General features: G+C 57.0%; 21 protein-coding genes. 8 read left to right on the top strand and 13 right to left on the bottom strand.

Annotated features, from left to right (window positions below):
- Positions 1-9 precede the first annotated feature (9 nt).
- The 6 genes from ACOTTU_RS07305 to ACOTTU_RS07280 all read right to left on the bottom strand — a co-directional run bounded on the left by ACOTTU_RS07305 (position 10) and on the right by ACOTTU_RS07280 (position 6,511).
- On the bottom strand, positions 10-1,830 hold the full coding sequence (locus tag ACOTTU_RS07305; protein WP_425656983.1) for an ATP-binding protein: 1,821 nt from the start codon (positions 1,828-1,830) through the stop codon (positions 10-12).
- A gap of 149 nt (positions 1,831-1,979) precedes the next feature.
- Positions 1,980-3,275 (bottom strand): TRAP transporter large permease, encoded by a 1,296-nt coding sequence (locus ACOTTU_RS07300; RefSeq protein WP_425656981.1) that lies wholly within the window; start codon positions 3,273-3,275, stop codon positions 1,980-1,982.
- Positions 3,272-3,829, bottom strand: coding sequence for a TRAP transporter small permease (locus ACOTTU_RS07295; RefSeq protein ID WP_425656980.1), 558 nt, complete (start codon positions 3,827-3,829; stop codon positions 3,272-3,274). Before ACOTTU_RS07295 ends, ACOTTU_RS07300 begins: the two co-directional genes overlap by 4 nt.
- Positions 3,830-3,917: 88 nt before the next feature.
- Positions 3,918-4,910 carry a TRAP transporter substrate-binding protein DctP gene (gene dctP / locus ACOTTU_RS07290; RefSeq protein WP_425656978.1) on the bottom strand — a complete coding sequence of 331 codons (993 nt, stop codon included), beginning with the start codon at positions 4,908-4,910 and terminating at the stop codon, positions 3,918-3,920.
- 72 nt (positions 4,911-4,982) lie between these two features.
- Positions 4,983-5,639, bottom strand: coding sequence for a GntR family transcriptional regulator (locus ACOTTU_RS07285; protein ID WP_425656977.1), 657 nt, complete (start codon positions 5,637-5,639; stop codon positions 4,983-4,985).
- Complete coding sequence (locus ACOTTU_RS07280) at positions 5,636-6,511, bottom strand: dihydrodipicolinate synthase family protein (protein WP_425656975.1); 876 nt, start codon at positions 6,509-6,511, stop codon at positions 5,636-5,638. The genes ACOTTU_RS07285 and ACOTTU_RS07280 overlap by 4 nt, the downstream gene beginning before the upstream one ends.
- A 133-nt stretch (positions 6,512-6,644) precedes the next feature.
- Between ACOTTU_RS07280 and ACOTTU_RS07275 the strand changes: the two genes are divergently transcribed.
- The 5 genes from ACOTTU_RS07275 to ACOTTU_RS07255 all read left to right on the top strand — a co-directional run bounded on the left by ACOTTU_RS07275 (position 6,645) and on the right by ACOTTU_RS07255 (position 10,840).
- The gene (locus ACOTTU_RS07275) at positions 6,645-7,553 is read left to right on the top strand and encodes a carbohydrate kinase family protein (protein WP_425656973.1); all 909 of its coding nucleotides are present in this window, start codon (positions 6,645-6,647) and stop codon (positions 7,551-7,553) included.
- The gene (locus ACOTTU_RS07270) at positions 7,550-8,467 is read left to right on the top strand and encodes a phytanoyl-CoA dioxygenase family protein (protein ID WP_425656972.1); all 918 of its coding nucleotides are present in this window, start codon (positions 7,550-7,552) and stop codon (positions 8,465-8,467) included. Before ACOTTU_RS07275 ends, ACOTTU_RS07270 begins: the two co-directional genes overlap by 4 nt.
- A 21-nt stretch (positions 8,468-8,488) precedes the next feature.
- On the top strand, positions 8,489-9,403 hold the full coding sequence (locus ACOTTU_RS07265) for a dihydrodipicolinate synthase family protein (protein ID WP_425656970.1): 915 nt from the start codon (positions 8,489-8,491) through the stop codon (positions 9,401-9,403).
- A gap of 5 nt (positions 9,404-9,408) precedes the next feature.
- Positions 9,409-10,407, top strand: a complete 999-nt coding sequence (locus ACOTTU_RS07260; RefSeq protein ID WP_425656969.1) for a peptidyl-alpha-hydroxyglycine alpha-amidating lyase family protein — start codon at positions 9,409-9,411, stop codon at positions 10,405-10,407.
- A 154-nt stretch (positions 10,408-10,561) separates the two neighbouring features.
- Positions 10,562-10,840: a hypothetical protein gene (locus ACOTTU_RS07255; protein WP_298917666.1), complete on the top strand. Its 279-nt coding sequence runs from the start codon at positions 10,562-10,564 to the stop codon at positions 10,838-10,840.
- Positions 10,841-10,978: 138 nt separating this feature from the next.
- On the opposite strand, the gene ACOTTU_RS07250 is transcribed toward ACOTTU_RS07255, so the two are convergent.
- The 6 genes from ACOTTU_RS07250 to ACOTTU_RS07225 all read right to left on the bottom strand — a co-directional run bounded on the left by ACOTTU_RS07250 (position 10,979) and on the right by ACOTTU_RS07225 (position 16,789).
- On the bottom strand, positions 10,979-11,236 hold the full coding sequence (locus tag ACOTTU_RS07250) for a hypothetical protein (protein ID WP_425656967.1): 258 nt from the start codon (positions 11,234-11,236) through the stop codon (positions 10,979-10,981).
- A 196-nt stretch (positions 11,237-11,432) separates the two neighbouring features.
- Complete coding sequence (locus tag ACOTTU_RS07245; RefSeq protein WP_425656966.1) at positions 11,433-12,551, bottom strand: hypothetical protein; 1,119 nt, start codon at positions 12,549-12,551, stop codon at positions 11,433-11,435.
- A complete protein-coding gene (locus ACOTTU_RS07240; RefSeq protein WP_298917661.1) occupies positions 12,548-14,455 on the bottom strand; it encodes a hypothetical protein in 1,908 nt (635 codons plus the stop codon). The genes ACOTTU_RS07245 and ACOTTU_RS07240 overlap by 4 nt, the downstream gene beginning before the upstream one ends.
- Positions 14,456-14,481: 26 nt before the next feature.
- On the bottom strand, positions 14,482-14,607 hold the full coding sequence (locus tag ACOTTU_RS07235; protein WP_425656965.1) for a hypothetical protein: 126 nt from the start codon (positions 14,605-14,607) through the stop codon (positions 14,482-14,484).
- Between the two features lie 297 nt (positions 14,608-14,904).
- Positions 14,905-16,041 (bottom strand): MFS transporter, encoded by a 1,137-nt coding sequence (locus tag ACOTTU_RS07230; RefSeq protein ID WP_425656963.1) that lies wholly within the window; start codon positions 16,039-16,041, stop codon positions 14,905-14,907.
- Positions 16,034-16,789 carry a DeoR/GlpR family DNA-binding transcription regulator gene (locus tag ACOTTU_RS07225; protein WP_425656961.1) on the bottom strand — a complete coding sequence of 252 codons (756 nt, stop codon included), beginning with the start codon at positions 16,787-16,789 and terminating at the stop codon, positions 16,034-16,036. Before ACOTTU_RS07225 ends, ACOTTU_RS07230 begins: the two co-directional genes overlap by 8 nt.
- Positions 16,790-16,875: 86 nt before the next feature.
- Here ACOTTU_RS07225 and ACOTTU_RS07220 point away from each other — a divergent pair, with 86 nt between their 5' ends.
- The 3 genes from ACOTTU_RS07220 (at position 16,876) to ACOTTU_RS07210 (ending at position 19,686) form a co-directional block, all read left to right on the top strand.
- The gene (locus ACOTTU_RS07220; RefSeq protein ID WP_425656959.1) at positions 16,876-17,553 is read left to right on the top strand and encodes an HAD family hydrolase; all 678 of its coding nucleotides are present in this window, start codon (positions 16,876-16,878) and stop codon (positions 17,551-17,553) included.
- Between the two features lie 104 nt (positions 17,554-17,657).
- Positions 17,658-18,581, top strand: a complete 924-nt coding sequence (locus ACOTTU_RS07215) for a Kelch repeat-containing protein (RefSeq protein WP_425656957.1) — start codon at positions 17,658-17,660, stop codon at positions 18,579-18,581.
- Between the two features lie 118 nt (positions 18,582-18,699).
- Positions 18,700-19,686 carry a LysR family transcriptional regulator gene (locus ACOTTU_RS07210; protein WP_425656955.1) on the top strand — a complete coding sequence of 329 codons (987 nt, stop codon included), beginning with the start codon at positions 18,700-18,702 and terminating at the stop codon, positions 19,684-19,686.
- Here ACOTTU_RS07210 and ACOTTU_RS07205 read toward each other — a convergent pair.
- Entirely contained in the window at positions 19,670-21,196 is a 1,527-nt protein-coding gene (locus tag ACOTTU_RS07205) for a trimethylamine methyltransferase family protein (protein ID WP_425656953.1), read from the bottom strand. The two genes, ACOTTU_RS07210 and ACOTTU_RS07205, sit on opposite strands and share 17 nt — an antisense overlap.
- Positions 21,197-21,227: the final 31 nt, after the last annotated feature.

Raw genomic sequence — 21,227 nt, 5'->3', positions numbered from 1 at the left:
GCGGTTGGCTCAATCGGTAAGCGCATTTTTGACGGCGCGCGCCAATTGAGCCACCTTGAACGGTTTGTTCAACAGCACCGTATCTGATCCCGGAAAACCTGCGCGTTTTGCGGTAGTCGCCGGGTAGCCGGACATGTAGATGATCTTGATTTTCGGACGAACCGCTTTGATTTCCTCGGCAAATTCCGGACCACTTTCGCCCCCCGGCAAGACGACGTCGGAGAGCACCAGATTAATTTTTGTCCCCGCAGCCACAATATCCCTTGCGGCTGCGGCACCACTTGCCAGGATCACTTTGTAGCTCAGGTTCTTCAGCATCGTCTCCGCAAGCTTTCTCACCTCTGCATCGTCTTCGATCACCAGAATGGTTTCACCCCTGCCGCAGGGAACCGCTTCAGCGGGCGGCGTTTCCGACCAATCAGCCTCGACATCGGCCCGAGGCAGATAAATCCTGACGGTGGTGCCCTGCCCGACCCCGGTACGGATCGTTGCCTGCCCACCCGATTGCTGCGCGAAACCGTAGACCATTGATAAACCAAGCCCGCTGCCCTGACCAACCTCCTTGGTGGTAAAGAAAGGTTCAAAGGCGCGATTGCGAACGTCTTCCGTCATCCCCTCACCCTGATCGGTCACAGAGAGGACAACGTAATGTCCCGCAGCGATCTCGGCACCATTTAAAGAGCTGTCTTCATCCAAAGTGACATTCGCGCATTCAATGGTCAGCGTGCCACCCTGTGGCATCGCATCCCGGGCGTTGATGCCAAGGTTCAGCAGGGCCGCTTCCACCTGACCCGGATCCGCAAATGCACTCCAGGAACTGTGCTGCGCACGCGTGGTCACCGCGATGGTTTCGCCCAACATACGTTGCAGGAGCTCCGACATATTCGCGATGAGTTCCTGCACATTGATCGGCTCAGGCCTCAACGGCTGTTTGCGGGAATAGGCAAGAAGCCGTTGCGTCAACTCGGCACCGCGCCCGGTTGCATGAATGATCGCGGAAATCATCGGTTGAGATTGCGTGCTCTTATCCAACTGTTCCAACAGCTCTGCATTCCCTTGAACAACGGCAAGCAGATTGTTGAAATCATGCGCGATTCCCCCGGTCAGCTGGCCAATTGCCTCCATCTTTTGCGCCTCGGCCAAACGTTTTTCGGATCGACGTTTTTCCTCGCTGGCTTCAGATTTCGTCTCCAGCAACAAACGCTCTATCGATCGGTGGCTTTCCTCAAGTTCCAGCCTGGCAACGAATTCCGACACGAATAGCTGCGCATGCCGTTTGATGACCTGGAAGAAGATGAAGAAGAAGCTCACCGCGATGATCGCCCCCCCCAAGGTTGCGGGGTGCCCTGCAGACAACAGACCTGCAAGGGCCCCAATGGTCACAAGCCCAGAGTAGACAACCGCCGCCATGGGAACGGGATAAAGCGCGATTGCGCCGCCACAAATCATGCCGGTGACAAGCGCGGCCAAAAACATCTGGACCCAACCATCGACAACCGGAAGCACAAACATGCTTGGATAGGCCCAGATCAAACCGAATACGGTTGAGCGCCGCACGACCCTTTTGACCGAGCGCTTGCTGACTTTTTCAGGAGCCTCGCGCAGCCGATGACGTCGTGCTCTCCACAAGGCGGGTACGGACACATATCCGATCACTGCCGCCCAAAGTGCGATCACCGGTGTAAATTCACCGGTCACATAGAGCGCTCCTACGAGGGTGCCCGCGTTGACCATGTTCACAATCATCAACGCAGGCATCAGTCGCACCAACGCATGGACCTGCTGCGCCCGAATACGAGCAGCGGTCTCGGGGGTCTGAGAATTGGTCAAAGATTATTATCCCGCAAAAGGAGGCTAATTCTACCTTGATACCAACTATGATTGAATCGCCTATTCTTGGCTAGCCCGGCAGGCAGGCGATAACGCTATCAAAGACGATCTCGCTGGCCGCGCCATAAAATGCGGTTTCACGTCAAAACTCACCCGGCATAACCAAACAGACGCGGCAGCCACAGGACCAACCCTGGCCACAAGACCAAGCTCAACAGGGCAATCAGCAGCGCGATAAGGAAGGGCCAGATTTCACGGATGATTTCTGCGAGCGGAATGCGTGTGACCGCATTAAGTACAAAAAGCAGAATCCCGTAAGGCGGCGTGATCAGCCCGATCATGCAATTGACGACGGCCACGACGCCAAAATGCACAAGGTCGATGCCAAGCTCGCGACAGGTGGGCAGAAACAGCGGTATGATCACCAGAATGATCGTTGTGGCATCCAGCACGCAGCCCAAAAGCAGCAGCAACAGATTCACACCCAGCAGAAAGGCAATCGGTTTCACGTCCAGCCCGACGAGGCGTTCGGCCAGCAGGCTCGGGATGTTCTCGGAGGCCACAACGTAGTTGAGGATCAGGGCCCCTCCGATCACAAGACCAACGGCGGCAGAAGAGCGGGCACTTTCAACCAATATCTCGTAGAGCGCGCGGAAACTGAGTGCGCGATAGAAGATCGAGGCCAGCAGCAGCGCGTAAAATGCAGCAACCGCAGCCGCCTCCGTTGGTGTGGTGACGCCCCCGTATATGCCGTAGAGCAGGATCGCGGGCATCAGCAGGGCCGGAAATGCATTGGCCGTGCGGCGCGGCAGCTCTGATAGCGGCACCGGCTCTTCGAGAGCGAACCCGCGCTTGTGGGACAGCACAAGGTTCATGGCCATCAACACCGCTCCCATCAGCAAGCCGGGAATGATTCCGCCCAGAAAGAGGTATCCAATGGAGCTGTTGGAGACCAAAGCGTAAAGGACCATCGGGATTGATGGCGGGATGATCGGACCAATCGTCGCAGAGGCGGCGGTGATCGCGGCCGCGTAGCCACGTGTGTAATGGCCGCTTTTCGTCATCATCTGAATGATGATTTTGCCAATGCCCGCAGCATCGGCCACCGCAGAACCCGACATGCCCGAAAAGATCAGCGATGCAACAACGTTGACGTGTCCCAGACCGCCGCGAAACCGCCCGACAAGTGCTACGCAAAACCCAAGCAGACGGTCACTGATGGTCCCTGCATTCATGATATTGGCCGCCACGATAAAGAGCGGCACCGCAAGCAGGATGAAGCTCTGGTAGAGGCCATCCATCAGGACCTTGCCAACAATGCCGACCCCCTGCCCCGCAAGTGTCACATAAGCCACCGACGCCACCAGAATGGCGTATGCGATGGGCGTGCCAATGCCAGCCAGAAAGAACAGCGTCGCGATGCAGATAAAAAATTCGATACTCATCGTATCTCGTCACTGCCAGGTTTTGGCGCGCCCACACCGTAACGCACTGCGCTGTAGGCAGCCCAAGCATAGCGCAGTGCGACGGCAATCAGAAAGAAGATATAGATCGCATAGATGTCCCTCATGCGAATCCAGTCTCCGAAAACAGCGGATAATGTCGCCGTTTTCTTGAGCCGCAGGATGTAGAATTTCGACCATGTGGGTTCAACTGACAAGATCAGCACGACCGCGATGGTGACGCCTGAGATGATGATGAACCAACGGCGCACCGCCGGGCGCACAGCGTGGAAGAGAATGTCAAAGGTCACATGATCGCTGTCTCTGACCACAAAAGCATTGCCCCAAAAAACGATCCAAACCCATAGAAACAGGCAAAATTCGAGGGTCCAGCCATAAAGCGAGGGATCAAGGAATGGAAACCGGTCAGGCAGCCATTCGAGACGCGCAGAGTAGCGCACGACAATCTGCAGAACGAAGGTCAGAAACATGATCGCCATCATCGCTGCGGCAACGCCGCGCGCAAAGTGGCCTGCACCCGCCTGAATTGATTTCATCTGTGGCCCCCGCGATGGCCAGTCTTTGCTGACCTAAATCATAGGAAGGACGGTTTGCCCGTCCTTCCAAACGTCATATCACAACAGATCAGTTGCCGAGCGCGTTGATTTTGTCCAGCACGCCATCGGGCCAGCTTGCCGCAAGGTCGGAGCCTGCGTATTGCGCCTGAACATGGTCACGGAAGGCCTTGAGATCAGGCTCGTAAACCTCCAGCCCCTGCTCTTGCAGGAAGGACACGAGATTGGCCTCTTTTTCCAGCTGCTTTTGCCGCCCGCTCTCTGCCGCCGCTTCTGCTGCGGCCTGAACGGTGGCCTGTTGGTCAGCGGTCAACCCGTCCCAGACCGCTTTCGAGAAGGCAACATAGTTCAGATCAACCAGATGCGACGTCAGAGCGATCTGTTTGGTCACCTCATAGAATTTGGCGTCCACGACCGTGGGGAGCGGATTGTCCTGACCATCAACGGACCCGGTCTGCAAGGCGGTGTAGACTTCGGTGAAGGCCATCGGCGTGGGGTTTGCACCCAGTGCTTTACCCAGGAACTGCCAGGCGTCCGTGCCGGGCATTCTGAGGTTGACACCGGCGAGGTCCGCCGGGGAGGTGACGGTCAGCTCATCTTTGGTCTGGCGCAAGTTCACATGGCGCTGGCCGAGGTACATGACCGCAAGCAGCTTCACGCCCAATTCATCCTCTACCTTTTGACGGAACGGTTCCATCAAAGGGTCATTGAAAACGGCAACCTGATGGGCCGCGTCCTGATGAACGTAGCCTGTCGCAAAGATCGAGAATTCAGGGAAGAACTGCGCCAGCTCCTGTGCCGAGGTGATCGACATTTCAAGATCACCCGACGCGATCGTTTCCAGCTCAGACCCCTGGGCAATCAAGGAGCCATTGTAATGCGGCTCGTACGTGGCGAACTCTGCCACAGCCGGGGCAAAGACCTCGGCCAGCGCCACCGACCGTTGGTCGGTCTCGGACGCAGGTGTGGACATCCGCAAGGTAATGTCGGCTGCATAGACCGGAACAGCCAGTGCGGTCGCCATCACCGCGATGGGTGCACGCCTGATGAAATTCATGATCATATTAGTTCCTCCGTGTTTAACTTGCGGCTTTTCCGCATATTATTCGTCGGGCTGTCGCCCATCGAAATTCCTTTACATGCCCAGAGCACGCCGTTTCGCGCTGTTGATATGCGTTTGAAGGGCCCGCACGGCTCCTTCAACATCACGCTCTTTCAGCGCCGCCAATATGACAAGATGCTCGTCCAGGACCGAAACGACAAGCTCCGGCAGCATCCGCGTATCCAGGTTCCGAATAAGTCTGATCTTTATCGCATTGACCCGGTGAATGTCCGAAATGATCGCATTCCCCATGGCGTCAATGATCAGGTCATGAAAATCCCAGTCAATCTGTTGGGCTTTCTGCAAGATGTCAGGCGAAACCGCCGAGGTAGCCGCATCACGCACATCCTGGTGCTGCCTGATCAGACGATCAATGTCGTCCGATGTGGCGGTCTCACAAAATGCCATGACCGCCTCCCCCTCAATGATGCTGCGAAGCTGGAAGGCATTGCGAACAAGCTCAAGATCAATAGACAATATCTGCAACCCGCGCTTGGGCACAGTCTTGATCAGCCCATCCGCCTCAAGGCGTGGGATCATTTCACGGATCGCCCCCAAGGGCATGCCCGTCAACTCCACAAGCTCGCGCTGCGAAACGATCTGCCCGGGCTGAATGTCGCGCGACAGCAATTTTGCGGTAAAGTTGGAATAGGCGTGATCACGTAGTCGAAGAGATGCCCGAGCGCTCATGCTGTCGCCTTCATTGAGGAAAACCTTGCAGCAATCAGATCACGCGCCGTGCCTTCCAGCGGTCGCAAGGGCGCACGCAGGTGCGCCCACTGGGTGTTGCCGGTTTTGGCGACCATGGCCAATTTCAATGCCGGAATAACCGGACCGGAGACAATCAAATCCACATCCGCACAGAGCGCGCTATCTTCCAGATGTGTCTCAAACAGGGTTTTCAGACGCGCAGGGTACAGGTTCGCCATGCCGCAGATCGACCCTGCGGCCCCTAGGGCGGCAGCCTTGTGCAGCAGCCGTTCGTCCCCGACCAGCGTGGCGATCTTGCCGCTTTCGAGAAGCGCGCGCGTGTTATCCCAGTTCCCGGCACTGTCTTTAACCGCAAGCACATGATCCGGGAATGCCCTTTTGAGACGCATGATCAGATCAAGGGACAGCGGTATCTGGGTAATTTGCGGGATATGATAGAGAATGAACTGCGCCGCTGAATCCGCCATCTCGAAAAGACCTGCGTGCCAATCGAAGAGGCCGGTATCATCCACCCCTTTGAAATAGAAAGGGGGCATCAGCAGAAACCGGGTGACGCCTGCCTCCAGACCTTGCCGCAGCTGCGTATGCACGTCCGCGAGGGCTGAACCACACAGACCGAGTGTGATCTGTTTTGGATTGATGCCGCTGCCGGTCATCGCCACGAGCGCGTCCTGCCGTTCCTGAAGCCCCATGGACGCGCCCTCTCCGGTGGTTCCAAAGAGCGTGACGCCCTGAAGCCCACTGCCGAGCATATCCTGTGCGTGCTGACACAGCAGCCCGAGGTTCAAACTGCCGTCCGCATGAAACGGAGTCAAAAGGGCCGTGGATATCCCGAAGTGCGCGATACTCATGCCCCCCTTTTCATCGTTTGCCGCAGGTATGATTCGAGTTTTCAGGGTAATCGTTACAAGTTGACTGTCAACGTAACATGTTAGATTGTTCACCAGATTAATGCATTGGAACGTGCGGGGTGAACGACCTGAGATGCCAAGAATTCTCTGCGCGGGGTTGATTGCCGCAGACCTTGTGTTCGAGGTCGGGGAGTTCCCTGCAAGCGGTACGAAAATCAGGGCGCGCGGCGCTCGGATGATCGCAGGCGGCGGGGCTATGAACGCGGCCTCGGCCATCACCAGTTTGGGGGGCGAGGCGATACTGGCGGGCGCTATCGGGGATGATCCGCTGGGCGAATTCCTCAGCGACAGGATCAAGGCGCACGGCATTGACGATCATTTGGTGCAGAAGGTTGCAGGTGCTTCGACACCACGATCCGCGATTGTCATCACAGCTGACGGGGAGCGCACGATCATAAACCATCGCGACGCAGAACCGCCTGGCGAGACAGAAGCTTTACATCCAGATCTCCTTTTTGATGCCGTGTTGGTGGACACAAGGTTTCCGGCGCTGGCAAGAACCGTCACTGCGGCGGCCCGGCAGGCGGGAAAGCCCTGCATTGTTGACGCTGAAGCGCCCGTTTCCATCGCCACAGAGGTGCTTGAGGATGCAACCCATGTCATCTTCTCCGAACAGGGATTGGCCGATTTTTGTGGGGAGGTGAGCGCCGCAGCCCTCGCACATGCAGCCCGTCAGCTTGGCGGATGGTGCGCCGTGACACGCGGCGCAAGGCCCGTTCTTTGCTGCGATGGTCAGCACAGTACCAAGGTTACCACCTTGAAGACACATGCTCGGAACACGCTCGGCGCAGGCGACGTCTGGCATGGCGCATTTACCTTGGCGCTTACCCGGGGCCACTCGGAAATCGAGGCCGTTCACTGGGCCAACGCGGCGGCCGCCCTGAAGGTCTCACGGCCCCTTCAGATGGAGGATCTGCCAACAACCGCAGAGGTCGAGAGCCTCCTGCAATCCGACAAACCCGCGTTGGAGCAGCTGACATGACCTTCAGGGACACACGAAAGCTCACCTTGAATGGGCAGCCCGTTCCAGATGAAAGGGTCGGTTCCTTGACGGAGGCCGATGCGTCGGGAGATCTCTTTGCACAGCTCGCACGCGACGGCTATCTTCTGCTGCGGGGGGCGCATGACGCCACCGAGGTCGACACGGCAAGGCTGGAGGTTCTTTACCGGTTGGCAGAAGTCGGTGAGGTTGCTGAGCCCACCGAAGATGGTATCGCATCAGGCCGGTCGCATCGGCGCGACATTTATCCGAACACCGTTGAACTTGGTGCCTTCTGGCAATCCGTCAGCGAAGGCCCGGCGCTTCGTGCGGTCATCAACGGCCCCAGCATCGCCAAGATCATGGACCGGCTCTTTGGCGAGAAATCACAGCATTTCTCCTTTGCGTGGTTACGCGCGATGACGGCGGGCCGGGCATCACCGCTGCACGTGGATCACCCCTACATGAACCGGGGGTCCAAGCGGTTGGTGACCTGCTGGACGCCGCTTTGTGATATCAGCCTTGCTGATGGGCCACTTTACATCCTTGAGGGATCACACCGTTGGAACGACATTCGCCAGCAATTCGAGGGTCACGATGTGGATCAGGATACCACGCGACCGGGACATATTGAGCAGAGCGCCATCGCCCTTGCGCAGCGCAAGAACAGCCGGTTCTTGACCACGGAGTTCAAGCCGGGTGACTGTCTTGTTTTCGGCATGTTCACCGCGCACGGGTCCTTTGACAACGCCTCCCAAACAGGTCGCATCCGCCTATCCTGCGATACCCGGTTCCAGCCCGCGGCAGACCCGATGGACCACCGTTTTTCAGGATCATCCCCGGCAGCTCACAACGGGCTTGGATACGGCTGCCTGTCGGCGGCGCTGCCGATGACGGAAACCGGCAAACTGCGCTGACAACGGAAGAAAGACGTAGATTTGAAAGGAATTGTTCCCAGTCTGAATACACCGTTTGACCCCGCGGGTCACCTTGATCTGTCATGCCTCAGGCGATTGGTTGAGCATACAATTGACACAGGCTGCGGCGGTATGCTTGGGCTGGCGGTCGCAGGGGAGCACACGACACTGACAGAAGGTGAAAAACTCAGCTATATCCAGACCCTGACCGACGCAAATGCGGGACGTGTGCCTGTTATCATCAGCGTGACCGCGCAGGACCCAAATGAGAGCCTGGCGCTTTCAAGGACCGCCACTCAAGCTGGGGCTGCCGGCGTCTGCGTGCAAATCCCCGAAAACCTGAACCGTCAAGGCATGCATGAATTCCTGCGCGACATCGCGAATGCCGGACCAGATATTCTGATGGTGCAGGATCTGGATTGGGATGGGCGTGGCCTGTCGCTCAATGACATCACCTATCTCTTTGACAAGGTAGATAGGTTTTCCTGGCTGAAGATAGAGACACAGCAGGCAGGTCCCAAGTATTCGGCTGTTCTGCGCGCTACTGACGGCAAGCTGAATGTCTGCGGTGGCTGGGCTGTGACGCAGTTGATGGACGCATTGGCGCGCGGCGTTCATGCGTTCATTCCGACCGGCATGGAGCGCGTTTATGTCTCGATCCAACGCCTCTATGAGACCGGAGAAGTCACCGCCGCACGTGCCTTGTTCGAAAGGGTCTTGCCGATCCTCAATTTCTCCAACCAGAACATCGGTATCAGCATCAGGTTCTTCAAGGAATTGCGCAAGGCGGAAGGGCTGTTTGAAACGGACCAATGCCGCCTGCCGCAGGCGCAATTCGATGATATCCAGGCGCTGGAGGCAAGACACGCGCGCAACGCCGCGATGGCATTGATACGCGAAGCAAGTGAAGCCGCGGCGATGAGACAGGACGGATAGCGAAGATGTCACAGATTTTGGGTCACGGTCAGCATCGATATGAACCGGTGCCAGCGTGGGGCAACCTGCCTTCCGATGTGATTTTGGGGGACGTTGCGGGCATTGCCGTGGACGACAAGGACAGGGTGTATCTGTTCAATCGGGGCGACACACCGGTCGTTGTGCTCAACCAGAGCGGCGACCTTCTGGCCGCCTGGGGACAGGGCATCTTTACGAACCCTCATGGGGCGTCGATTGGACCGGATCAATGCCTTTACCTGACCGATAATTTTGACCACACCGTCCGCAAATTCACGCTGGACGGTAAATTGCTTCTCGAGATCGGCACAGCTGGCGTCAGTTCCGGGTTCATGAGCGGGCGACCGTTCTGCAAATGCACCCATGCGGCAATCTCCGCATCCGGCGACATCTTCGTGTCCGACGGGTATCAGAACGCCTGCATTCACAAGTTCGACCCAAGGGGAAATCTTCTGAAAAGCTGGGGAACGCCCGGATCGGGACCCGGCGAATTCAACCTGCCCCACAATATCTGCTGTGACGTCGATGGCTGGGTGTATGTTGCAGACAGGGAAAACTCCCGCGTGCAGGTCTTCGACCAGAACGGGCGATTTGAGACGCAAATCAACAACATGCACCGCCCGAGCGGCTTGGCGATCACACCGGGGACCTGCCCTGCGTGCATCGTTGGCGAGTTGGCGCCTTATCTCCAAGTCAATCGGGATTTCCCGAACCTTGGCCCGTTCGTCACTTTTATAGATCAGCAAAGCAGGGTCATCTCACGCCTTAACGCAAGCAAAGGTCCCGGATTGGGCGCCGGCCAGTTTCTGTCACCCCATAGTATCGCATATGACAGCTCCGGCGACCTCTATGTCGGCGATGTGGTTGATGCGGACTGGCACGCAGTCATGTGTGAAAACCCCAAACCGGAACATCCCAGACGTTTTCAGAAATTGAGACGTGTTGCCGACACCGACGCACGGACTGATCCCAAGTCCGACAGGTGATGGTTGGCGCTCTGGTGAGCCAAAGCCCGCCTGCCAGCGGCGCGCAAACGGTCTGACGTCGGTTCAAATATGCGTTATTCTGGACTTACGGGCTGTCTCTCAGACGATGGCGCCTTACATCTGCAATCATAGTAAACGGTATGGAGTAATTTTGATGGTACTGAAATATGCAGCAGTTGGCGTGGCCCTGGCCTTGAGCGCCTGCACCACGATAGACAACGAAACACGCACGCAGAAGGTCCTTGAGGGTGGCTTGAACGACGGCCAACGTTACGAACTCAGGACGCGCGAGATGGCGGGGCCGAACGGTTCCTTCACGCAGACCCGTGTGGTTTACAGAGGTCTGGCCAGAACCTGTGTGCTGGACAGCCCCGGAGATTGCGAGTCTGTTGCGCGCAATCTCATCGACAAATATGACGAGTTGATTATCTAGAGTTTCCTCGCAGGAGGGTGTGTTGAAGTTGTCGGCGCCCCTGTGACAATGGGCAACCAGCTTCCCGGTAAAGAAATCAGCTTTTACCCATGTCCCGCGCTCAGCACTATCTGCGCGAGACCAAATTTCGTTCCCGGCCTAGCAATCAACGCCTGCCTGGCTGCGGGCCAGTTCCCGTTTGTCCACATAGACAAAGCCTTGCACCGCCGGGCTGTCAAAGGCCATGACCTGACCGGCGGTTCGAGCAAAACAGGCACAATCCATCCCGGATTGCGCAGACCGACAGTAGGCCATCTCGTTTCTGAATATCGTCTGACTTTCCGAATCCGAGGCGACCGCTGCGCCGCGTGTCGTCAGTGGCTGGAAGGTAAATCCGATGGCAGCAACCGTTACCATCCCCAGACCTATGTAGATAGCAAGAGCGCTTTCACTGACCATTCGACCCTCGAGACGCCCCCATAGGTACGCTAGCGCCCTTAAAATAACGCCTCAAGGAAAATGAAATTACGATTTAACTCAAATGAGTCGGGGCGCAGCCAGGGCAACACGGTCATGTTCGGGGTTGCGCGCATGCCGGATTGATCGTCTGGCTCTACGGTAGTGCACCTCCGGGAGAGCCGCGCAGGGACCAGAAGAAGGCTTCCAGCTTCTTGCTTCGGGTCGTTTCCCCGAATGTCGCGATATAGGCACGATCCAGCAGCGAAGCAGAGGTCGCAATCTCTCGATTGAGAACTTCGAAAAAGCGCCCGATCAACAGCGATTTATGGATCTCATTGTAATCCACATTGGCAAATATCGCATATCGGTCTGTCGTGAAACTGCGCGGGCCACGCAGCCAGGCACATCCTGCGTGACGGCTGGCATGCTCAGCGATGATCTCCAGATCGCCGACATAATATGTAATGGACCCGTCACAGAATTTCTTGGCCACATCATCATGCGTATCACCGGCCCAGAACACGCCCCCCTGCTCTTCCAGCCCATTGGTGTTGTTACAGTGGTTCTTGCTGTCTTTGGGGCTGCGCAGCGCGGCAATGATGTAGTCGCGATAGGTGCGCCATTCGCCGGACTGCAGGATAATCTGAATGCTATGGCTTGCCGCGTTGGTTGTGCCGACAAACCCGATCAGAGCCTTGTCTTTTCGGCAGGCAGATGCGGGTGCTACGGACCCTTTACGCGTCAGATATCCGACCCCGGTGATAAACAGCGGCGGCGAGACGGCAAATCGTTTGACCCGCGCGGTGTTGATCGTCGCCGGGTCACACATGATGTCAATCTTGTCGCCAAGCAGGTCAAAGCGATCAAACGGGACGGGTTCTTCGTTGGCAGCCTCAGCCAGTTTCTTCAATTCATCCCGGCGGGTCTTTGACAATTCATCAATATCATGAACCGTGATCTGGCTGGCCTTGATGTCGGGCGTATCATCTTGCCGAATGAGCATCTGCTTGAGCACAACATCGCAAATGTAGACCATGTATCCATCATAACCAGCCGCCCGGATCGGACCGGAACCGGTAGACACGTTCCGGGGCACCTTGAAAGTCTCATAACTGAAAGGACGCGCAGCACCGCGTACTCCGATGCGCAGTTCCAGCCCAGGTGCATCGGCGTCTGCAACCGTTTCTGTCGCGGTGTCATTCGTCACCTGTGCGGTGGCTGGTGTCATTGCCCAACCAAACAACATCAAGAACATAACCCACATACGTGTCATTCCGCGCTCGCTTTCTTGAGGTTGAACAACCTGCGCTTCTTGGTCTTTTGCGCCGGGCTGTCCTCGGTGATCTCCAGGAAGATGGCGAAGAAAATCAGGAACAGGAACGGATGAGCGCCGTAGATCAGCATTTCGCGGACTTCAAAACTGTAATCAAATCCGGGCGGCGTATCGCGGATGAAACCAGGGCCATAGCTGGCAATCACGATCAGGTAATACCAGCCCAAGCTCATGAAGGCGAAGAGCACGCCCATGGGTATCGTGACAAAGGCCCTTAGCTCGTCGTGTTGGTCAATCAGGACCAGAACGCCAATGGCGACGATGAACCCAACGCCCGCATGCATCGCAAAGAAGGACCATTTTGACTGGAAGAAAAAGGCGATCTGGTTCTCGGTGAGTGCAAAACCCGCATTGATCCACAGTTCCAGAAACGTACCCGCAATAACACCAAAAATGGCCGCTATCGACGGGATGACTGCCATCGAAAACAGCCGCAGGAACGGTATGCGCCGGATGTGCCATCCCGGCCAGGAATTGTCTTCCTTGCGCACCTCACGACCGAATAAGGCCGTGATCGCCGCCAACAAGGTACTCATGAACACGCCAAAGACTTCCCAGAACGAAACCGTCAGAATGGTATGACGGCGTTCTGCATATTTCGTTTTCAGGGTCGATTTCCAAACCGCACGGCACTTTTCGGCTTTGGGAGGGTCAAGGGAGCCGACCGCCGGGTCAATCTTGTCCCAGGGATCGTCCTCCTCGTCGAACTCATCAGGCGCGGGCGGTCTGGATTTACAGGTTTCGATCAGCTCGGCATCAAACTGCTGGTTCTCCATGGTCTCGACGACAATTGGTTGCAGCCGCGATGCAGTGATGGGGTATTCTGCGGAATTCCATGCCAGCAGTGTGTAGAACGCAGCCGGAATCGCCAGCGTCGAAAACATCATCCCCATCGCAAAGGAGTTCAATTCGACCTGGTAGCTTCTCTTGATCCGCTCATTGATCCGCGCAATGGCGCTATCGCTGTTGTAATTTTTGATCGCCCGATTGTTGCGCAGGAAATGAACAGCAAAGAGCGCAATCGTGTCATTGGCCACTGCATTCGCCATGTCGAATATCTTCTTGCGGGCGGCTTCGTCACCTTTGACCTCGTTCTTGAGCTGGTTCTTCAGGTCTTCCACCTGCCCTTCGAGGGTCTCGGACAGCTCGCCCATTTTCTCAAGTTGCGTAAATGGAAAATGTTTGACCCGCTGCTTTCCCGTGATGGCCGGGGCGAGGTAGTCAATGGTCCGCAATGAGCCGTGAATGGCTGGTATCTGGCTGCTGTCATAGCTGTTTTTGAAATCTTCCTCGACATTTTGGGTAAACATGTCGGACAAGGGCTTCTGGCACTCGACCTTGAAGTTCTGGAAAGCGATTGCGTGCAGTTCTTCTATAACGGCGTAAACCCCGCGTGGCACGCCGGCCAAACGGTGAGACAGCGATCGCATGGTGTTCTCTACCGGTCGCAAGGCCCCAATGGAAAAGATGGAAATAATCGCCGCCGAGATGAAGATCGGGCGTCCGTATTGTGAATCGATCAGGCCAATCGGGTCCGTGGCGGTGCCGGTCAGGTCATCCGTCGGACCAACCTCGGAATTCGACGCCAGCGTCTGCGTGACCAATTCATAGATTTCGGTTGAGCTGAGCACCACAATATAGGTGCCCAGATACAGCAGCGAATAGAACATGAAGCCGATGTTCTTTTCGCGAGGCGTACAAAGCTTCGCAACCTCGACGTTCCGCAGGATCGGGTGTTCCCGAAACGGAATTGAGGTCAGCGAGGAGTTATAATTGCGGTAGGCTTCGATGAGTAGCGTGACAGCCCCGGCAACAACCACCCCAAAGTAAATGAGGGAGTTCATTGGCTCAGCAAGGTTTTACACCAGCTTTACAGGCAGTTGCTGACGGAAGGATCACACGGACCGGCTTGTGGGTTCTGATCCGGCCCCGGAAAATAGGGGGAGGACCCGATGAACACGGCCAGAAACGCAACGGTGGCTAGTTTGGACAGCATAATTGTTCTCAATGATTAAATTAATGATGTGTTAACCTAGCGGAAACCTGCCGAAATTTCAACCTGAAATTGATGCTGGCGACGGGCCACAACGCGTTCGACAATTCAGATCATGATCTGCTAAGTATATGATCGCCCGATCTTATCTGTTCCCGTCGTGCGCGGCCTCCGATCCCGCACAGGCAATTGCGATAGATAGCCTAGGTTGAATTTAGTCTTTCGCAGGTTGACCGCCGGTTTTGCAATCACAAACGACCGGTCTCAACCAGAGGTGCAAATTCATCCCGGAGGACGCCTTCAAGGAGTGTGTTTCAGCGACGAGGATGCGAAAACGATCAAGATGGCCAAAACCGCAAGGAGCCCAAATGCGATTTGCAGATCGGTGCTTTCGGCAACAAAACCAACGAACGCGGGACCGATCAACATGCCTCCGTAACCGAGCGTGGCGACGCTGGAAATGGCCTGACCAGCCGGCAAATTCGGGTCATTGGCCGCACGGCTGAACGCCAGCGGCATGATCACGGCGTATCCGATCCCCATCAGCGCAAACCCCAGCAGCGCGGCGGCGAGCGAGGGCAGCAAGACCGCAATCAACACCCCGACTGCGGCACAGATACCGCTGATCCGCGCGGCACGTACAGGTCCCGTAACCGTCACCAGCCTGTCGCCCAACAGCCGGACAATCACCATCGCAACAGAGAAAACAGTATACCCTAAAGTTGCAGCACTTTCAGACGTTTGCACGACATTCTTCAGGTAAACGGCGCTCCAATCCGCGACCGCACCTTCCCCAAGAGCTGCACAAAAGGCCACGATACCGACCAACACCAACGTTCCCGTTGGAAAGGCAAAGATTGAGCCATCACGGTGAGCGGCTCTGTCGGACTCCCAGGGAATATTGGCGGCGTAGTATGTTGCTGCAAATACGGCTGCCGAAGAGATCAGGAAATGTACAAAAAGACCCATACCCAGATAGACCGCCAGATATCCGCTCAGAGCGCCCAGCCCTGCCCCAAAGCTCCACATCGCATGAAATGAAGACATCATGCGCCGGTCAAGACGGCGCTCGGTCTCGGCCCCCCACCCGTTCATCGCCACATCCATCGCGCCATGCGCAGCGCCAAAAAAGAAAAGCGCGGCCCCCAGGGTAATCTGCGTTGGCGCAAGCGACAATGCGACGAGTGTCACGGGATATGTGACGGCAATAAGGCGAGTCACCCGCACTGCGCCCAGGCGATCAACTGCCTTGCCTGCGATGGGAAATGAACAGACAGCGCCCGCCGCAAGCGTCAGCAATAAGAATCCAAGTGCTGCGTGTGACAAACCAAACTTTTCAGCCACCGCCGGGACGCGCGATGCCCAAATGCCGAATAGCGCACCATTCAGGATGAACATGGCTGCGACCGCGCGCCAGGGGGTGCGCCAGTCAGACATTTTTAACCATGATTCCCTTGGCTTGGAACGCGGCACACTCCGAGGGCGTGCCGTCCGTGATCAAGCCGTCAAGCGCGGTCGGGAGCAACGTTCGGTGACGGGCCCGCAATCCCAATTTTGTACGATCAGCCAGTACAACCGTCTTCACTGCGGCATTCGCCATTATTTTTTTTACCCGGGACTCATCCATATCGTCAGAACTCAACCCAAAATCAGCGTCCATGGCACAGGCCCCCAGCACCGCCGTCTCGGCTGCCAGCTGACCCAGTTGTTCTTGGCAATCCATTCCAACGCTTATCCCCCCGTGGCCGCTCAGACGCCCCCCCAGCAAGACCGCCTCGATACCGTTTTCCATACACGCGATCGCCACCCAGGGAGAGGGCGTTACAATCAGCAACCCTGCTCTGGGCTTCAATGCTCTGGCGAGCGCCCAAACCGTTGAGCCCCCGTCCAAAATTACAGTCTTGCAATCCGCCAAACTGTCCACGGCGGCAGCGATCATCGCCGCAGGAGGTCTTTTGCCGCGCGCGATTTTTTCCTGCATGGGTGCTGCCGGTGGCATGACCGGGATTGCGCCGCCGCGAACCCTGTGCGCTTTGCCCGACCGTTCCAGCGAAATCAGATCGCGGCGCGCGGTGTCTATCGACACGTCGAATTCTACAGCGATTTCCGCCGCAACAATGTGAACACCATCCGCCAAACGGCGTTCCAGTATTTGCTGGCGGGTATCCGGGACGTTCAGTTCCATTTAATTCCTGCACTTTCTTGCAAAAAAATGCATAACACTGCAAAAGAGGGAAATCCAACACCAAATGTCCGAGGAGCTTCAAGAAAATGAAACAGGTTTTTGACGACAGGGAATTCAGGCCGTTTCGTGCCGCGATTTTCGATCTCGACGGGACGCTGGTTCATTCTGAACACGCTTGGGAAGCGGCGAAAATTTCGGTCTTGGCCCATCATGGTCGCAGACCAAGCCAAGCCTTGCTGGACGCCCATGTCGGTCGGGGGTTGAATGGTTTCCTTGACGAGGCTTTTGAAGAAACCCTGTTGCCGGACAAACGCGCAGCCATCGCACATGAAATCGGCGCAATTGCTGATGATCTGCTGCCCCGCATGCGTGAGCCGATTGCCGGTGCTGCTGATTGCCTGCAAAGCTTGCATCTGAGCGGGCTCAGGATCGCCATCTGCTCCTCATCGCCACGGCGGCACATCAAGGGTGCCCTCGACATGCTGAACATTGGCAATCTTGTTGACACGATTGTCTCCGCCGCCGAACTGCCAAAGGGCAAACCGGATCCTCTGCCCTATCAGGAGACGCTGCGCGCCCTCACCCTGGACGCAACTGACGTCTGCGCCTTTGAGGATTCACTACCCGGTGCGCAATCTGCTGTCTCTGCCGGTATTTGCGTTTTTGCGGTCGGTCCGGGATGTACAGAACCGAAGTTTTCATTCTGTCATCGGCAATCAGAAAGCTTTGCGGCTCTTTCCAGTCTTGTTCCCGCAACCCTCTAGCATTTCTGTTCAAACATCCAACCGCGCGCACTGCGAGGTGTCGCTTGCCCTACAGCACCCGATAGGGCCAAGTAGGTCAACGGGTTAGAGGGAGAAAACCGATCATGTCACGCTGGACCACGATTGATTGTACGGGAACCCCACATTGCCGGCACGAAAATGGCTTTGCCGCATACAAGGGCAAACTCTACCTCTTCGGTGGCCGGCGCATTCAACCTGTCGACATCTTCGACCCTAAAACCAACCGCTGGACGTCAGCCTCGGCACCGCCGATGGAAATCCACCATTTTCAGCCAGTGGTGATTGGTACCGAGATTTGGCTGCTTGGGACGATGACGGGGGAATTTCCGCGTGAGACGCCGCTTGAAACCGTTTTTGTCTATGAACCGGAAACCGATACCTGGCGCGAGGGACCCCCCATTCCCGAAGCCCGCAGACGCGGTGCAGCAGGCTGTGTGCACCATAGTGATGGGTGGATCTACATTGTCGGGGGCATCGTCGATGGTCACCATTCCGGCACACAAGCCTGGTTTGACCGATTGCACCCGGCCACTGGCGAATGGCAGATCTTGCCGGATGCTCCAAACAAACGCGATCATGCGCCCTGCGCTATTTTGGGCGACAAGCTTTATTTCTTTAGTGGCCGGGAAACAGGGCGACATAACGGCGCGGATTACAACGCGCTTTTTTCAGCAACCATAGGCGATGTGGACGTTTATGATTTCAGCTCCGGGCAATGGTCGGTTCACGATGCAGCCTTGCCGATTGAAACAGCCGCGGGCGGTGCTGGGGTCATCAACGAAAAGATACATTATGTCGGCGGCGAAGCAGGCCGGATGGAAGCCTTCACCGAGATGCAGGTCTTCGATGCAGCGACGGACAAATGGACAATCGGGCCAGCCCTTAATCGTGCGCGGCACGGCACCAATTGCTGCGTCCATGATGGCAAGCTCTGGATCGCCGCTGGAAGTGGTGCACGTGGTGGCGCGCCGGAGTTGACCAGCATCGAGTGTCTCGAAATCGAATAGTGTCGCCAGAGCGCTCGACAAAAACAAGGATAAGCTGGCGCGGACCCGATGCAACGGCGGCGTTGAAATCGGCCGGAGCTTCTTGCAGAACGTATTCACACGCGAATTCCGAGGTTTCATGCACCGTTCCAATCTCAACATCAAATCGCTGGAGATTTTTCGCGAAACCGCACGAGCAGGTCACATTCAGACGGTGGCAAAAGACAGTGGATTATCCATTGGAACCATCTCGCATCACCTGAAAAGGCTTGAGGAAACCCTGGGCGTGCGTTTGCTGGATCATGGGCGGCGCCCGATGGTCCTGACGGCCGAAGGGGTGGCGTTTCTGGGGTATGTCGACGAAGCGCTTGGCCTTTTGCGCAAAGCGGAATCCGAGGCGCTGTCAGGGCGCCTTTCCGATGTGCGAAGCCTGAGACTGGCCTTGATCGAAGATTTTGACAGTCAGATCGCGCCGGAACTGGCGGCTTTGCTCGCCAAAGTCATGCCCGCTTGTGCATTTTCTCACCTGACCCGACCCAGCCACGAAATCCTGTCACTCCTGCACAGCCGCTCGGTGGACATCGGCATTGCGACGGTCCCGTTGGCGGAGCCCGAAGGCCTTGTAGCACGACCCTTGTTGCGTGACCCCTTTGTTCTGGCGCTGCCAGCAGACGTTGCTCTGGATGCGCGCGCCTGTCTGAGCGGTCAGAATACCCTGCCCTTTCTGCGGTACAGCGACGAGCAGATCATCGGTGCGCAAATAAGTGCACATCTGCGGCGTCTGCGGATTGATCTGCCAAAGAGATTTCAGTTCGAGAGCAATCAGTCTCTCATGGGCATGATTGCCGATGGTATGGGATGGGCGATCACCACGCCGACAAACTACATCCGTGCCGCCAGGTTCCGGGACAGGATCGACCTGGTTCCATTTCCCGGCAAGGCGTTCGCGCGGCATATTGCCTTGTTTTCGCAATCAGATTTTGCTCAGGAAACCTGCGCGTTGATCGGGGACAGCATGCGGCAACTGATTGGTCATCACATGGTGGACCCGGCGGTCGAAAACCTGCCATGGCTGGCAGGCAAGTTCGCCCTGCTGGATATCGAAGACATCAGCCCAGAATTTTGAAGGCGCGCCGGATCGCCGCTTCCTGATCTTTTTCAAGATAGTCAGGTTGATGGTCTGTCAGGATTTGCCGGGCCCTGGTGCGGGCGCGCGTCCATGCGTCTTGCGCCCCCTTCTCCTGCCAGGTGCGCGGCGGGTCGCGGTCCGCCAGGGAAGGATAGAAATAATCGCGCTCCATCGCGGCAAAGGTATGTTGCCCGCCCAGAAAATGCCCCTCGCCCAGAACCGCCTCACAGATGGCGTCAAATCCAAGGTTGTCTTCCGTCACCTCAACACCGCGCAAGGCCCGGTAGGTGGCCGAGTGCATTTCGTCATCCAGAACGAAAGCCTCGAAACTGGCCCCGAGCAGTGAGGCCGTCATGCCGGAGCTTTCGTATATCAGATTGCCGCCCGCCAGCGCCGCTGCCAGAGAGGTCATGCCTTTTTCCGCACCATATTGCGCGTCGATGGCCTTGGCATCGGTCATCGAGGCGGCCACACCTGAGGGCAATCCCAACCAGTTGCTCAACTGTGCGGAGGCCGCGTTCAATAGGGTGATCTCGCCGCCGCCTCCGGCAAAAGCGCCTGTGCGCAAATCGACCACCAAGGGCCAGTTGGAAAAGACCATCGGGTGGCCGGGTTTGACCGCATCTATCATCATCAGCGACCCCAACGTCTCCGCCAGGGATTGCGCCAGAAATCCGGCAAGCGTCGCGGGAGCCGTGGCACCGGACTGTGCCGCCGTGATGCAGGACACCGGAATGTTATGGGCCAGACAGGCGTAGGTGACATCCACCGCATCTTCGCCGTAGCGCATGGGCGAAATGACTGGGCTGATGTGGGCCTTGACGAAAGGTCTTGCCGAAAACCGCCCCTCTCCGCCGGCCGCGATGTCAAAAAGCTGCACAATGGGGGCCACATGTTCCGCCAGCGTGAAAGCCGTTGCCACCGGCTTGGTGGTGTTTTTCATCAGCGCATAGGCCGTATTCACATCAAGATCGAACGGGTCAGGGACATCTGTGGCGATGCAACACCGTGTGAACCAACTCACATTGGTCAGCACGTCCTGAAGACGGGTAAAGTCATGTAGGTCTTTCAAGGTGGATGGGCGATATATGGATGTTTCGAGATCCAGCGTCTGCACAGCGGCGCCGCCGGTGCCGAAAAACACGGCATCACCACCCACGTCAATGGATCGCGCCTCGTCGCGCCCGTGAAGGGTGAATTTCTTGGCAGCACGCCCAATGGCGTCTTCAACCAGGGTTTTAGGGAAGATGACACGCCCATCGGAACGCTCCCCGGCACCTGCCCCAAGCAAATCGGCTCGGAGCCGGTCTGGCACGTCGCCCATGCCCAGTTCTGCCAGAAGCCGTACCGCAGTATCAAAAATGGCGCGAAGGTCCGCCTCGGCGAGCGGTCGGTAGCCGCCGCCTTGCCCCCCGGGGGCCGCAGGATTGACGAGGGGTTCCGCAGAGCGGAGCGCAATGCGTGCGGACCGCCCTGACCGTCGCGGTGGCGATTGTTTCTGCGTCACCTCGTCGATCCTCCCGAAGTTGATCAATATG

This window comes from Roseobacter sp. EG26 (assembly GCF_049830555.1).
GTDB lineage: Bacteria > Pseudomonadota > Alphaproteobacteria > Rhodobacterales > Rhodobacteraceae > Roseobacter.
The sequence above is the reverse complement of the archived record's forward strand: the minus strand, read 5'-3'. Positions and strand labels throughout refer to the sequence as shown.

What these genes read in the sequence shown, in the direction of transcription:
- ACOTTU_RS07225 (WP_425656961.1), bottom strand. Translation starts at nt 16,789, where the DNA reads ATGGAACTGAACGTCCCGGATACCCGCCAGCAAATACTGGAACGCCGT.
- ACOTTU_RS07275 (WP_425656973.1), top strand. Translation starts at nt 6,645, where the DNA reads ATGCCAAGAATTCTCTGCGCGGGGTTGATTGCCGCAGACCTTGTGTTC.
- ACOTTU_RS07270 (WP_425656972.1), top strand. Translation starts at nt 7,550, where the DNA reads ATGACCTTCAGGGACACACGAAAGCTCACCTTGAATGGGCAGCCCGTT.
- ACOTTU_RS07245 (WP_425656966.1), bottom strand. Translation starts at nt 12,551, where the DNA reads ATGACACGTATGTGGGTTATGTTCTTGATGTTGTTTGGTTGGGCAATG.
- ACOTTU_RS07255 (WP_298917666.1), top strand. Translation starts at nt 10,562, where the DNA reads ATGGTACTGAAATATGCAGCAGTTGGCGTGGCCCTGGCCTTGAGCGCC.
- ACOTTU_RS07230 (WP_425656963.1), bottom strand. Translation starts at nt 16,041, where the DNA reads ATGTCTGACTGGCGCACCCCCTGGCGCGCGGTCGCAGCCATGTTCATC.
- ACOTTU_RS07250 (WP_425656967.1), bottom strand. Translation starts at nt 11,236, where the DNA reads ATGGTAACGGTTGCTGCCATCGGATTTACCTTCCAGCCACTGACGACA.
- dctP (WP_425656978.1), bottom strand. Translation starts at nt 4,910, where the DNA reads ATGATCATGAATTTCATCAGGCGTGCACCCATCGCGGTGATGGCGACC.
- ACOTTU_RS07240 (WP_298917661.1), bottom strand. Translation starts at nt 14,455, where the DNA reads ATGAACTCCCTCATTTACTTTGGGGTGGTTGTTGCCGGGGCTGTCACG.
- ACOTTU_RS07210 (WP_425656955.1), top strand. Translation starts at nt 18,700, where the DNA reads ATGCACCGTTCCAATCTCAACATCAAATCGCTGGAGATTTTTCGCGAA.
- ACOTTU_RS07260 (WP_425656969.1), top strand. Translation starts at nt 9,409, where the DNA reads ATGTCACAGATTTTGGGTCACGGTCAGCATCGATATGAACCGGTGCCA.
- ACOTTU_RS07280 (WP_425656975.1), bottom strand. Translation starts at nt 6,511, where the DNA reads ATGAGTATCGCGCACTTCGGGATATCCACGGCCCTTTTGACTCCGTTT.
- ACOTTU_RS07215 (WP_425656957.1), top strand. Translation starts at nt 17,658, where the DNA reads ATGTCACGCTGGACCACGATTGATTGTACGGGAACCCCACATTGCCGG.
- ACOTTU_RS07300 (WP_425656981.1), bottom strand. Translation starts at nt 3,275, where the DNA reads ATGAGTATCGAATTTTTTATCTGCATCGCGACGCTGTTCTTTCTGGCT.
- ACOTTU_RS07235 (WP_425656965.1), bottom strand. Translation starts at nt 14,607, where the DNA reads ATGCTGTCCAAACTAGCCACCGTTGCGTTTCTGGCCGTGTTCATCGGG.
- ACOTTU_RS07285 (WP_425656977.1), bottom strand. Translation starts at nt 5,639, where the DNA reads ATGAGCGCTCGGGCATCTCTTCGACTACGTGATCACGCCTATTCCAAC.
- ACOTTU_RS07220 (WP_425656959.1), top strand. Translation starts at nt 16,876, where the DNA reads ATGAAACAGGTTTTTGACGACAGGGAATTCAGGCCGTTTCGTGCCGCG.
- ACOTTU_RS07295 (WP_425656980.1), bottom strand. Translation starts at nt 3,829, where the DNA reads ATGAAATCAATTCAGGCGGGTGCAGGCCACTTTGCGCGCGGCGTTGCC.